The organism is Acidovorax sp. A1169, from assembly GCF_030704685.1.
In the GTDB taxonomy this organism is placed as follows: Bacteria; Pseudomonadota; Gammaproteobacteria; order Burkholderiales; family Burkholderiaceae_C; genus Acidovorax.
This window is the reverse complement of the sequence record NZ_JAUZDX010000002.1, coordinates 403,832-416,345: the sequence shown is the minus strand read 5'-3', so window position 1 is coordinate 416,345 and position 12,514 is coordinate 403,832. Positions and strand designations below refer to the sequence as shown.

Sequence of the window (12,514 nt, the reverse complement as noted above, 5' to 3'; positions counted from 1 at the left end):
CTCAGAACCAGCGCTCGCGCATCAGCGCCAGCATCTGCTGGGCCGAGCGGCCGCGGTGGCTGTGGGCATTCTTCACTTCCACGGGCAGCTCGGCAAAGGTCTTGCCGAACTCGGGGATGAACATCACGGGATCGAAGCCGAAGCCGTTGCTGCCACGCGGCTCGCGCGTGATCTCGCCGACCACGCGGCCCACGGCGATCAGGGGCTCGGGGTCTTGGGGGCTGCGCACCGCCACCAGGGTGCTGACCATGGCGGCGCGGCGCTGGTCGATGTGCTGCATCTGCTCCAGGATGGCGCGCACGTTGGTGTCATCGCCCTTTTCGTAGCCGAACTGCGTGGCGTAGTAGGCCGTGTCCACCCCCGGCAGGCCGCCGAAGGCGTCCACGCACAGGCCGGCATCGTCGGCCAGGGCTGGCAGGCCGGTGTGCGCGGCGGCAAAGCGCGCCTTGGCCAGGGCATTCTCGACAAAGGTGCGAAACGGCTCCTCGGCCTCGCCCACGCCCAGATCGCCCTGGCGCACGAGTTCGACCGAGAGCGGTGCCAGCATGGCCTGCAGTTCGGCCAGCTTGCCGCGGTTGTTGGATGCGAGGACCAGTTTCATCGTGCAAAAATCGTTGTTGTCAGGGCCGACTGGCGGCCAGCCCGGAGGGAATTGGATCAGTCGCGCAGTGCCTGCTGCTGCAGGGTGATCAGCTCGGCAATGCCCTTTTCGGCCAGGGCCAGCAGCGCATCCATCTCCTTGCGGGTGAAGGCCGCGCCTTCGGCCGTGCCCTGCACTTCCACATAGTGTCCGGCACCGGTCATGACCACGTTCATGTCGGTGTCGCAGCCCACGTCTTCCACGTACTCCAGGTCCAGCAGCGGCGTGCCTTCGACAATGCCCACCGAGATGGCGGCCACGGGCTGCACCAGGGGCGACTTCGTGATCTTGCCGGCGGCCAGCAGCTTGGTGACGGCGTCCTGCGCGGCCACCCAGGCGCCGGTGATGGCGGCAGTGCGGGTGCCGCCGTCGGCCTGGATCACGTCGCAGTCGAGCTGGATGGTGCGCTCGCCCAGCAGCTTCAAATCGAACACGGCGCGCAGGCTGCGGCCGATGAGGCGCTGGATCTCCTGGGTGCGGCCATTCTGCTTGCCGCGCGCGGCCTCGCGGTCGTTGCGGCTGTGGGTAGCGCGCGGCAGCATGCCGTACTCGGCCGTGACCCAGCCTTCGCCGCTGCCGCGCTTGTGCGGGGGCACGCGCTCTTCGACCGAGGCGGTGCACAGCACCTTGGTGTTGCCGAACTCGATCAGCACCGAGCCCTCGGCATGCATGGTGTAGTGGCGAGTGATGCGCACGGGCCGCAGCTGGTCGGCGGCACGGGCGCCGGTGCGAAGGTAGGTGGTCATGTGAATTTCCGGTGTCAAAAGAAGGCAGGCGCCCGCTGCGCACGCGGGCTGGCCTGCGGGTCAGGTCGGTGCGTCAGCCAGCGGCCGGCCGCACAAGAGCCGTTCTCCAAGGCGCCGCACACCGCCCGCAGCCCATGGAACTCAGGTTTTGCGCGCGGCAGAGCGGCGGATGGCTTCGTTGATCTCGGCGATCGAGCGCTCGATGGCGGCGTCGTCCAGGTCGTCCACCAGCCCGTCGAGCGGACCCGCCTGGATGGTGGAGGCGAACACGTCGTCGCTGATGCTGTCGGTGGACACGCCCTGAGTGGACTCGAACGCATCGGGGGTCTCCCATTCCAGCGCCACCACGGTCACGTTGTCGCTGCTGTCACCGGCGGTGCGCAGGGCCTCTTCCACCAGCTCCGGCACGGCGTGCGACACCGTCTGGCGCGCCATCTGCTTGGCGATCTCTTCGTCGCTGAGCGTGCCCCACAGGCCATCGGAGCACAGCAGGATGCGGTCGCCCTGCTCCAGGTACACCGGGCCGGTGATGTCGTAGATGGGCTTGGTCGGCGAGCCCAGGCAGGTGAACAGCACGTTGCGGTTGATGCGCTCCAGGCCTGGCGGCGGGTTGTTGCGCAGCTCCATATACGAGTGGTCGCGGGTGCGGGTGAGCAGGTCGCCGTCGCGCACCATGTACAGGCGCGAATCGCCGCAGTGGATCCAGGTGGCCGTGCCGGCCTGCAGCACGGCGGCCACCAGCGTGGTGCGCGGCGTGTCGAGCATGCCCTTGTCGGTGGCGTAGCGCAGGATCTGGTGGTGCGCGGCCAGCAGCGCGCCCGAGAGAAACTCCTGCACGTCCTTGAGCTGGGGCTTGGCCTCGCGCTGGAACAGCGCCGAGATGGTCTGCAGCGCGATCTGCGCCGCCACCTCGCCCTCGGGGTGGCCACCCATGCCATCGGCCAGGACGAACAGGCCCGATTCGCGCGTGTAGCAATAGCCCATGCGGTCTTCGTTCTTCTCGCGGCCGCCGCGGCGGCTGATCTGGAATACCGAGAACTTCATAGAGGCCCACGCAAACAAGGATGCACCAATGCATCGTTAATGGACATGCATCCCAACCGAACCCGCTTTGCGTGGGTCGTTTTCATTTGGGCTTGGCTCCGATACCGGTGGCTTCACCCACCTTCTGCACATTCTTCTTGGTGTCGGACACCAGGGTGTCGAGTTGCAGGCGCATCTTCTCGGCCACCGTGAGCTTGGTGTAGCGGCGCTCGCCTTCGCGGCTGAGCTCCTTTTGCAGGGCGAACACAGACTGCGGGCGCGACAGCGGATCGAGCGCCATGCACCACTCGACCACCTCGATGAGGTTGTCGGAGTACACGCCGCGCAGCTTGGTCAGCGCCAGCGACAGGCGGTCTTTTTCGATGCGCTGGGGCGCCTCGTTGGGCGGAAAGCCCTGCATGCAGGCATAGATGCAGGCGCCGATGGCGTAGATGTCGGTCCACGGGCCCATGGACGAGTCGCGCCGGTACATCTCGGGCGCGGCAAAGCCGGGCGTGTACATGGGGCGGATGAAGTTGCCCTCCTTGGACAGCACCTCCCGCGCGGCGCCGAAGTCGATCATCACCGCCTTGTTGTCGTCGGTGATGAAGATGTTGGCCGGCTTGATATCGAGGTGCAGCATCTTGTGCTGGTGCACGATGCGCAGCCCGCGCAGCACCTCGTCGAACAGCGAGCGGATGGTGGACTCGCGGAACACCTTCTGCGTCTTGAGGTCGCGCGCGGTGATGATGAAGTCCTGCAGGGTAGCTCCCTCCAGGTAGTTCATCACCATGTAGACGGTTTCGTTCTCGCGAAAGAAGTTGAGCACGCTCACCACCGATGCGTGCGAAATCTGCGCCAGCGCGCGGCCTTCTTCAAAGAAACTTTTGAGGCCCAGGCGGTAGAGCGAGAGCTTTTCGGACTGCACCTTGGGCAGCAGCTCGCCCGGGGCGCGCGTGGCCAGGGACGAAGGCAGGTATTCCTTGATGGCGACCTGCTGGCCTTCGGTATCCAGGGCCAGGTAGACCACACCGAAGCCACCGGACGACAACCGACGCACCACACGGTAACCACCAATCGCGGTATCGGGTGGCAAGGGGGCCGGTTTGATTTTTGACATATTTTGCGAAGATGACTCGGGGGTAGGGCGGAACCCGGATAATCGCCGGATCGCAAGCAACCATCAAAAAGTCCAATGCCAGTTTACAGCATGACCGGATACGCCAGCGCGCAGCACGGCACATCCGCCGCTGGCGCTGAAACCGAGGGCCGCGCCACCCCGGCGCGCCGCCTGGGGCTGGAGATCCGCTCGGTCAACAGCCGCTTCCTGGACCTGTCGTTCCGGCTGCCCGACGAATTGCGCGCCATGGAGCCCGCCCTGCGCGCCCTGCTGACCGCGCGCCTGAAACGCGGCAAGGTGGAAGTGCGCGCCGCGCTGGAAAACGAAGACAGCAACACCCTGCAGGACCCCCCTGCCCGCCTGCTGCAGCGTCTGAACTCCCTGCAGGACTCGGTCAAGTCCTGGCTGCCCAACGCCGCCCCCCTGAGCGTGGCCGACGCGCTGCGCCTGTGCGCCAACGCCCATTCTGGCAACGAGGACTGGAGCGAGGCCGTGCCCGCCCTGGCCGAGGAGGCCCTCACCGCGCTGATGTCGGCCCGCGAACGCGAAGGCAAGCGCCTGGCCGCCATGCTGCTCGACCGCTTGAAGCAATTGCGCGCCCTGGCCGAGCAGGCGGTGCCCATGGTGCCCCTGTTGGTGGAGCAGCAACGCCAGCGCTTCATGGAGCGCTGGAAGGAAGCCATGGCCCTGACCGATGGCGCCACCCTGCCCGAGGCCGCCCGCGACCGTGCTCTGACCGAGGCCACGGCCTTCGCCATCCGCATCGATGTGGCCGAGGAGATCACCCGCCTGGACTCCCATCTGGAGGAGATCGAGCGCCTGCTCAAGAAGGGCGGCGAAGTCGGCAAGCGCCTCGATTTCCTGATCCAGGAACTGCACCGCGAGGCCAATACCCTGGGCTCCAAATCGGCCGCCCTGGACCTGACCCGCATCAGCGTGGACATGAAGGTCCTGATCGAGCAGATGCGCGAGCAAGTGCAAAATATTGAATAAGACTCATGTTTTGATAGCGCCTGGCGCACATCACCTATGGACTATCCAGGAAATCTCATCGTAGTGGCAGCCCCCAGCGGCGCCGGCAAATCCAGCCTCGTGAAGGCCTTGCTGGAGCTGGACTCGCACGTCCACCTGTCCATCTCGCACACCACGCGGGCACCGCGCGGCCAGGAAAAGCACGGCCGCGACTACTATTTCGCGTCGCAGCCCGAGTTCGACGCCATGGTCGAGGGCAATGCCTTCGTGGAATGGGCGCATGTGCACGGTAACCGCTACGGCACCTCCAAGAAGGCCATCGAGGAGCGGATTGCCCAGGGCTCGGACGTGATTCTGGAAATCGATTTCCAGGGCGCGCTGCAGATCAAGGAGGCGTTTGCCAATGCGCTCCTGGTCTTCATCCTGCCTCCGAGCTGGGAAGAGCTGCGCTCGCGCCTGGAACGCCGGGGCGAGGACTCTCCGGATGTCATCGAAGTCCGCCTCAGGAACGCGGCTACCGAGATGGCACAGGTCAGCAAATTCGACTTCGTTATAATCAATGAGTTGTTTGAGCGCGCGCTTTTCGACCTGAAAGCCGTCGTGCACGCCCAGCGCCTGAAGTACGCCGCCCAGCGACGCGCCCGTGCTGACACCTTCCAGTCGCTCAATATCACCTGAATCCCCGGAGTACCCACCGATGGCACGCATCACCGTAGAAGACTGTCTGGAAAAGATCCCCAACCGCTTTCAGCTCGTGCTGGCCGCCACCTACCGCGCCCGCATGCTGAGCCAGGGCCATGCCCCGCGCATCGAAAGCCGCAACAAACCCGCCGTGACCGCCCTGCGCGAGATCGCCGAAGGCAAGGTTGGCCTGGAAATGCTCAAGAAGGTTCCTGGTTGAGTCTTTCTGTGGGCACCGGCCCCCGAGAGCACCGCTTTCATGCGGTGCTTTTTTTTTCCTCGGCGACCCGTATTGCGCACCCGCGCTACATTTAAGGCATGAACGCGGTGTTCAACACTCCTTCGGCAGCAGCGCATGCCCGGCCTGGCGACACCCACGCGCCAGTCAGTGCATCTGCGGCAGCGGCCAATGCAGCGGCCGCCAGCTTTGCCGCGCTCACCGACAACCTTGACTACCTGGACGCCCACAGCATCGAGCAGGTGCGCCAGGCCTACCGCTTCGCCGACGAGGCCCACCTGGGCCAGTTGCGCAACAGCGGTGAGCCCTACATCACCCACCCCATCGCGGTGGCCGCCCAATGCGCCACCTGGAAGCTCGACGCCCAGGCCCTGATGGCGGCGCTGCTGCACGACGCCATGGAGGACTGCGGCGTCACCAAGGTGGACCTGATCGAGCGCTTCGGCGCACCGGTGGCCGAGCTGGTGGATGGCCTGACCAAGCTGGACAAGCTGCAGTTCAATACGCGCGAGGAAAACCAGGCCGAGTCGTTTCGCAAGATGCTGCTGGCCATGGCGCGCGACGTGCGCGTCATCCTCATCAAGCTGGCCGACCGCACGCACAACATGCGCACGCTGTCGGACATGCCGCGCAGCAAGTGGGGCCGCATCTCATCGGAGACGCTGGAGATCTACGCCCCCATCGCCCACCGCCTGGGGCTGAACCAGACCTACCGCGAGCTGCAGGACCTGTCGTTCCGCCACCTGCATCCCTGGCGCTATGCCACGCTGGCCAAGGCGGTGAACAAATCGCGCAACCGCCGCCGCGACCTGGTGCAGAAAGTGCAAGCCGAGGTGGACGCCGCCTTTTCGCGCATCGGCATGCAGGTGCGCCTGGCCGGCCGCGAAAAAACGCTCTACGCCATCTACCAGAAGATGGACCAGAAGCACCTGAGCTTTGCCCAGGTGACGGACATGTACGGCTTTCGCGTCATCGTGCCCACGGTGACCGACTGCTACACGGCCCTTGGCGTGCTGCACCAGATGTACAAGCCGGTGCCGGGCAAGTTCAAGGACCACATCGCGATCGCCAAGCTCAACGGCTACCAATCGCTGCACACCACGCTGGTAGGCCCCTCGGGCGTGAACATCGAGTTCCAGATGCGCACCGACGAGATGCATGTCATCGCCGAGGCCGGCGTGGCCGCGCACTGGCTGTACAAGGCGCAGGACGGCGACGGCACCTCGGCCGAGCGCCTGGGCACCAAGTGGCTGCAGTCGCTGCTCGACATCCAGAACGAGACGCGCGACGCCGCCGAGTTCTGGGACCACGTGAAGGTGGACCTGTTCCCCGACGCGGTCTACGTGTTTACTCCCAAGAGCCAGATCATGGCCCTGCCACGGGGCGCGACGGTGGTGGATTTTGCCTACGCCATCCACAGCAACGTGGGCGACCGCACCACGGCCGCCAAGATCAACAACGAGCAGGTGCCGCTGCGCACCGAACTCAAGAACGGCGACGTGGTGGAGATCATCACCGCCCCCATCTCCACGCCCAACCCGGCATGGCTGGGCTTTGTGCGCACGGGGCGTGCGCGCTCCAAGATCCGCCACTACCTCAAGACCCTGGCGCATGCCGAGTCCGAGGGCCTGGGCGAGAAGCTGCTGACCCAGGCCATCCGCTCCGAAGGCCTGGAGCAGTTGCCCCCGGTGAATGCCGAGACCCAGCAGATGTGGGACAAGCTGCTGCGCTTCACGGGCAACCGCACGCGCAGCGAGCTGATGACCGACCTGGGCCTGGGCAAACGCATCGCCAGCATCGTGGCCAAGCGGCTCATGGTGCTGATGAGCGAGCACGGCCACCGGCCCGACGCGCTGCTGCTCAGCCGCGAGCGCTACACCTCGCATGAGCGGCTGTCGCAGGGCGCCGTCACGCTCGACGGCAGCGAGAACGCATCGGTGCAGTACGCCCATTGCTGCCGCCCCGTGCCGGGCGACGCCATCGTGGGCTACCTGGGCCGGGGCGAGGGCCTGGTGGTGCACAACACCCACTGCGCCGTGGCCAAGCGCCTGCAGCACAAGGACAGCGAACGCTTCATCGCCGTGGACTGGGCGGACGAACCCGTGCGCATGTTCGAGACCGGCATCGTCGTCACCATCACCAACAGCAAGGGCGTGCTGGCCCGCGTGGCGGCCGACCTGGCCAGTGCCGAGGCCGACATTACGCACGTGGACATGGACGACGAGGTGGCGCTGGACACCACCGACTTGCGCTTCATCGTCGCCGTGCGCGACCAGACCCATATCGAAGCGGCTCTGCGCAACCTGCGGCGCACCCCGGCGGTGATCCGGGCCAGCCGCATCACTCCAGCGGCCTGATCATTCGGATTTGCCTTCGACCGCATAGCGTCGTTGGGTCGCCTTGCCGTGCTACAGCACTGTCTGCGGCTCCCCGCCTAGCCATCCGGCCGAACCCAGATCCGAATGGGCCTGGCTGGCGATAGCGAGGCGCCACTTCACAGCCATTCAGGCGTCTACAGCCCCCTGCGGCGGTGGCGGATCGTGCCGCTCGTAGCGCACCTCCAGCACCTCCAGCGAACGCACGCCGCCCGGCGTGGGCAGCGGCACCTCGTCGCCCACCCGGCTCTTGAGCAGGGCGCGCGCCACGGGCGACACCCAGCTCACCTGGCCCTGGCCGCTGTCGGCCTCGTCGATGCCCATGATGGTGATAGTGCTCGTGGCGTCTTCCTGGTCCACATAGGTCACGGTGGCGCCGAAGAACACCTGGTCGCTGCCGGCATGGACCAGCGGGTCCACCACCTCGGCCACTTCGAGCCGCTTTGTGAGAAAACGGATGCGCCGGTCGATCTCGCGCAGGCGCTTCTTGCCGTAGAGGTAGTCGCCATTTTCCGAGCGGTCGCCGTTGCTGGCCGCCCAGTGCACCACCTCGACGATCTTCGGGCGCTCGTTGTCGATCAGGTCCAGCAACTCGCCGCGCAGCCGGGCATAGCCTGCAGGTGTCATGTAGTTGCGCGACCCAGCCGGAATGGGGGGCAGCGCAGGCCCTTCGTCGTCATCGGCCTGCGTGTCGGATTCCTTGGTGAAAGCCTTGCTCATGGTGGCATGTTACCTGCGCGGCGGCACCGACTCCGGGGAGGCCCATGCCCCTCGGCTTCAGCTGTTCGCCGGGCAGGCGGACGCCTTGTTGCCGAACTCCACAAAGTTCTCGTTCATCAGCCGTGTCTTGGCCGTGGTGTAGGCACGCAAGGCCTCCTTGTCCATGTCGGCACGGATGAAAGCCACAATGCCCTCCAGCTGGGCGTCCATGCCCGCCACGAAGTACTCGCGGCTTTTCTCCAGGCACCGGGGCAGCGCCAGGCCGTGCACTTCCTGGCGCAGGGCCTGCATCGTCAGCACCGGCGTGGACAGGCCGACGCGCGGCGTGCTGCGGACCACCTGCATGGCATCCATCCACTGCTTGTGGGCCTTGTCCAGGCGCTCGTTGGCCACCACGATGGCGTGGGCCGCCTCTGCCTTGCGCTGGGCCTTCTGGTAGCCACCCCAGGCAAAAGCCGCCACCAGCAGCACGGCCAGGCCCGCCATGAAAGCGAGCGTGGACACACCCCTCGTTCTTGCGCTGTTCATTTCCATCCCTCCCGTCGGCAGCTCGATGTGGCTGCATCTTGTTGGAGCAGCAGCATAAGGCCGCAGGGGAGCGCAAGCGAGGTTCATTTCGCAAATGGGCACAGATCGGCGCCCCGGAACCAACAGCCAGGAAAGGCAAATGCAAAGGAAAAAGCCCTGATATCTTGCGATATCAGGGCTTACCTGTTGGTGCGGCTGGCAGGAATTGAACCCACGACCCCTTGGTTCGTAGCCAAGTACTCTATCCAACTGAGCTACAGCCGCTGAGCTTCAAATTATAGCATGGATTTTTCAACATTTCAAAAAATCGCTGCTTTCTGTGTTCACCACCAGAAACATCCGAAGGCATTCACAGAACTCATCTGCTGCCTGTATTGTAGTGCACCCCGGAGGGGCCTTCAGGCAAAAACGCCAAATTTATTGGCCTGCCGCCCCGCATGGGTCCGCACCGCGCCCTGGCGGAGTGCCGCGCTTGCACCGGTGCGAGGCAGCAGGCCTGCACTGGCCATTGTCGCCCTGCCCCCTGCTCGGCAGTTCCATGCAAAAAGGCCCCGAAGGGCCTTTGCAGAACCAGGTGAGCGGCGCGCCTGCGCCGACCCATTTACTGGGGCCAGATCTTGCCCTTGCTCACAAAGGCGCCCGTGCTGGTCTTGTAGCCGAAATGCACCTCGACATTGAAGGCGCGCAGGTCCGTATCGGTCAGGTCCAGCGAGGGCGTGAATTTCAGGCTCGTGGCGTTGGTGCCCAGGCTCGAGTAAGCCACCGTCTCAGGGAGCGGCAACACCAGTTGGGCCCAACCGTCGACCTTGCGGAAGAACCAGACATCCGTCGTGTAGAACAGGCCATTGGCGGGAATGCGCGCAGCAATCCAGGTGCTGATCTTCGGATTGGCAGCGACCTCAGCGGCCGACTGGGTCATCGTGATATCCAGCCTGAGGGGCTGGCCGGCGGTGGAGAGCACGGAGGTGGTGACCGTCGTGCCGGCAACCGGTGGATTGGTGGTACCACCACCCCCGCCAGGGCTTGCGGCATCGACGGGGTCAGGGAAGGGGCTGGTGGTCCAGGAGATCTTGGCGTATCCGGCCGCGTACTTGGGCATGTCGACGTCAATGGCGCCCTGGTAGTCGTACAGCGCGGCGCCGCTCAGCTGGCGCACGTAGAGCCATTTGCCCTGGTCGGTGCTGCTGCGGTTGGCATCGAGCTGGCCGCCCACGAAGCGCAGGGTGCCACCACCGTCGTGCACGACGAAATGGTCGACGTCTTCATTGACCAGGCGTGTGAACGCGGAGTCGATGCGTTCGCCGGTCTGTGCAGCTTGGTACTCACTACCGCTCAGGGCGGCGACACGGGTCGGCTCCTTGCCGTAGCGCAGTACGAAGGCCGACTGGGTGCCTTGGGCCGCATAGCCCGAGAACAGGAACGAACGGGTGCCTGCAGGAATGAATATCTTGAATTCCTTGTTCTGCATCTGGAAGCCAGTGAACTCAGGCAGGGAGAGCGATCCACCGCCAGGGAAGGCGCAGCCACCCGTGCCAAAACCGATGGCGCAACCCGTCACGCCGGTGGGCGCGTACTGCTCCTTGAAGCCGACCTTGGTGTCGAAGGTGTAAACACTGCCGGACCCCAGGGACAGGGCAATTCTGTGTGCAGACTGGTGCATCGAAACGAAGTTTGCAGCCTGGGCAAACGTGGTCACTGCAGCTAAAAACAAAACAAGTAGATACCGCATCGAATGGACTCCAAAAATAAAAATGGCTGAGCAGTGTCGGCAGGCGCCTCCCCCAGCAAGCCCACCACCTCGCAGACCAGGACGACCCAACCCTCGTGCTGGCACAGGCAACCACGCCAGCAGCCCTGAGCAGTCCAAGGCTTGCAAGAAGCGTGACATCGCGTGTCTTTGAATGTATCGATGACTTGAAGTCGTCGCAGTGACGTGGAGCACAAGTTACATGCGGACACCCGATCGGCGCAAAGTCCTACAGAGCCTAGTTTGCCAGCGCAGGCCATGGAAAAGGGCAAGGCCGACATCAGATGAGGGTTTCCCACGCCAAGGTGGCAGCCGAGGCCAATACCGCTACCGGAACGAAGCCCGCGCGGGCCATCCTGAGGCTCGCCAGCGGCCATGGCGGCCGAAGACATCCGCCACAAGGCAAGGCGGAACGTGAAGCTGCCGTGGTGATTTGCGGAAAAGAACTGGGAACTGCGAAAAACCGCTGCGGTTTTTATAGCAGCCTATCCAGGCTGTATATGGTAGGGCGTGAGGGACTTGAACCCGCGACCAAAGGATTATGAGTCCTCTGCTCTAACCAACTGAGCTAACGCCCCGTGTACCTGACCGAAGACGGGGCACGCGGTATTGTAGGGGGTATCCAGGCGCTCAGCGGCGGTGGCTGAGGGCGTTGGACACCAGCTTGGAGGTGATGTCCACGATCTGGATCATGCGGTCGTAGGGCATGCGCGTGGGGCCGATCACGCCGAGCGTGCCGACCACCTTGCCATCCACCTCGTAAGGTGAGCTCACGATGGAGAGTTCCTCGAAGGGCACGACCTGGCTTTCGCCACCGATGTAGATGCGCACGCCCTCGGCCTGGCTGGAAAAATCCATGAGGCGCAGGATCTGCGTCTTCTGCTCGAAGAGATCGAAGGCGCGTCGCAAGTTGCCCATGTCGCTGGAGAAATCGCTTACCGACAACAGGTTGCGCTCGCCCGAGATGACCACCTCGTCCTGCGCCTCGCCCTCCGAGCCCACGTTGACGGCCGCCTGCATGAGCGTGCCGATCTCGCCGCGCAACGCGTCTACCTCGGATTTGAGGCGCTCGCGTACCTGCTCCATGGCCAGGCCGGCGTAGTTGGCGTTGAGGAAATTGGCGGCCTCGATGAGCTGCGACTGCGAATGGTCGATGTCGGTGAAGATCACACGGTTTTGCACGTCGCCCTCGGGCGAGACGATGATCACCAGGAAGCGCCGCTCCGACAGCCGGAGGAATTCGATGTGCCGGAACACCGAGGTGCGCCGTGGTGCCATCACCACACCCACGAACTGCGACAGGTTGGACAGCAGGTTGGCGGCGTTGGCGATCACCTTCTGCGGCTGCTCGGGTGCCAGCGGGGGTGAAATCAAAGGGTCACGCTGCACGGTCAACATGGTGTCCACGAACAGGCGGTAGCCCTTTGCCGTGGGAATGCGCCCCGCAGAGGTGTGCGGGCTGGCGATCAGGCCCAGTTCCTCCAGGTCGGCCATCACGTTGCGGATGGTCGCCGGCGACAGGTCCATGCCGGAGGCGCGCGAGAGCGTGCGCGAGCCGATGGGCTGCCCATCGGCTATGTAGCGCTCCACGAGCGCTTTGAGCAACAACTTGGCGCGGTCATCGAGCATGCGGTCGATTTTAATGAGGGAAGTGGGTGATTCCCTGTCGGGTTTCGTCTATCGTTGTACGGAGCAGTCCGCATGGGATGCACTAGCATTAAACA

General features: G+C 64.6%; 12 protein-coding genes and 2 tRNA genes. 4 read left to right on the top strand and 10 right to left on the bottom strand.

Going from position 1 to position 12,514, the window contains the following annotated elements:
• Position 1: 1 nt before the first annotated feature.
• The 4 genes from rdgB to QYL93_RS05185 form a co-directional block, all read right to left on the bottom strand.
• Positions 2–601 carry an RdgB/HAM1 family non-canonical purine NTP pyrophosphatase gene (gene rdgB, locus QYL93_RS05200; RefSeq protein WP_305742650.1) on the bottom strand — a complete coding sequence of 200 codons (600 nt, stop codon included), beginning with the start codon at positions 599–601 and terminating at the stop codon, positions 2–4.
• A 56-nt stretch (positions 602–657) separates the two neighbouring features.
• Complete coding sequence (rph, locus tag QYL93_RS05195; RefSeq protein WP_305742649.1) at positions 658–1,386, bottom strand: ribonuclease PH; 729 nt, start codon at positions 1,384–1,386, stop codon at positions 658–660.
• 141 nt (positions 1,387–1,527) lie between these two features.
• On the bottom strand, positions 1,528–2,430 hold the full coding sequence (locus QYL93_RS05190; protein WP_057205454.1) for a PP2C family serine/threonine-protein phosphatase: 903 nt from the start codon (positions 2,428–2,430) through the stop codon (positions 1,528–1,530).
• Positions 2,431–2,512: 82 nt separating this feature from the next.
• Positions 2,513–3,529 (bottom strand): serine/threonine-protein kinase, encoded by a 1,017-nt coding sequence (locus QYL93_RS05185; protein ID WP_007855567.1) that lies wholly within the window; start codon positions 3,527–3,529, stop codon positions 2,513–2,515.
• 75 nt (positions 3,530–3,604) lie between these two features.
• On the opposite strand from QYL93_RS05185, the gene QYL93_RS05180 reads away from it, so the two are divergent.
• The 4 genes from QYL93_RS05180 (at position 3,605) to QYL93_RS05165 (ending at position 7,777) form a co-directional block, all read left to right on the top strand.
• Entirely contained in the window at positions 3,605–4,522 is a 918-nt protein-coding gene (locus tag QYL93_RS05180; RefSeq protein WP_305742648.1) for a YicC/YloC family endoribonuclease, read from the top strand.
• Between the two features lie 36 nt (positions 4,523–4,558).
• Positions 4,559–5,179, top strand: coding sequence for a guanylate kinase (gmk, locus tag QYL93_RS05175; protein ID WP_305742647.1), 621 nt, complete (start codon positions 4,559–4,561; stop codon positions 5,177–5,179).
• Positions 5,180–5,198: 19 nt separating this feature from the next.
• Complete coding sequence (gene rpoZ, locus QYL93_RS05170) at positions 5,199–5,402, top strand: DNA-directed RNA polymerase subunit omega (RefSeq protein ID WP_005794722.1); 204 nt, start codon at positions 5,199–5,201, stop codon at positions 5,400–5,402.
• A gap of 98 nt (positions 5,403–5,500) precedes the next feature.
• Positions 5,501–7,777, top strand: coding sequence for a bifunctional (p)ppGpp synthetase/guanosine-3',5'-bis(diphosphate) 3'-pyrophosphohydrolase (locus tag QYL93_RS05165; RefSeq protein WP_305742646.1), 2,277 nt, complete (start codon positions 5,501–5,503; stop codon positions 7,775–7,777).
• A 147-nt stretch (positions 7,778–7,924) separates the two neighbouring features.
• Here QYL93_RS05165 and greB read toward each other — a convergent pair whose 3' ends face one another.
• The 6 genes from greB to hrcA form a co-directional block, all read right to left on the bottom strand.
• Positions 7,925–8,515 carry a transcription elongation factor GreB gene (gene greB / locus QYL93_RS05160; RefSeq protein WP_305742645.1) on the bottom strand — a complete coding sequence of 197 codons (591 nt, stop codon included), beginning with the start codon at positions 8,513–8,515 and terminating at the stop codon, positions 7,925–7,927.
• 57 nt (positions 8,516–8,572) lie between these two features.
• On the bottom strand, positions 8,573–9,019 hold the full coding sequence (locus QYL93_RS05155; protein ID WP_305742644.1) for a hypothetical protein: 447 nt from the start codon (positions 9,017–9,019) through the stop codon (positions 8,573–8,575).
• A 211-nt stretch (positions 9,020–9,230) separates the two neighbouring features.
• A tRNA-Arg gene (locus QYL93_RS05150) sits at positions 9,231–9,307 on the bottom strand.
• 337 nt (positions 9,308–9,644) lie between these two features.
• Positions 9,645–10,703, bottom strand: coding sequence for a hypothetical protein (locus QYL93_RS05145; protein WP_305742643.1), 1,059 nt, complete (start codon positions 10,701–10,703; stop codon positions 9,645–9,647).
• Positions 10,704–11,291: 588 nt separating this feature from the next.
• Positions 11,292–11,368: transfer RNA gene (locus QYL93_RS05140), tRNA-Ile, on the bottom strand.
• Between the two features lie 52 nt (positions 11,369–11,420).
• On the bottom strand, positions 11,421–12,419 hold the full coding sequence (hrcA, locus tag QYL93_RS05135) for a heat-inducible transcriptional repressor HrcA (RefSeq protein WP_305742642.1): 999 nt from the start codon (positions 12,417–12,419) through the stop codon (positions 11,421–11,423).
• Positions 12,420–12,514 lie beyond the last annotated feature (95 nt).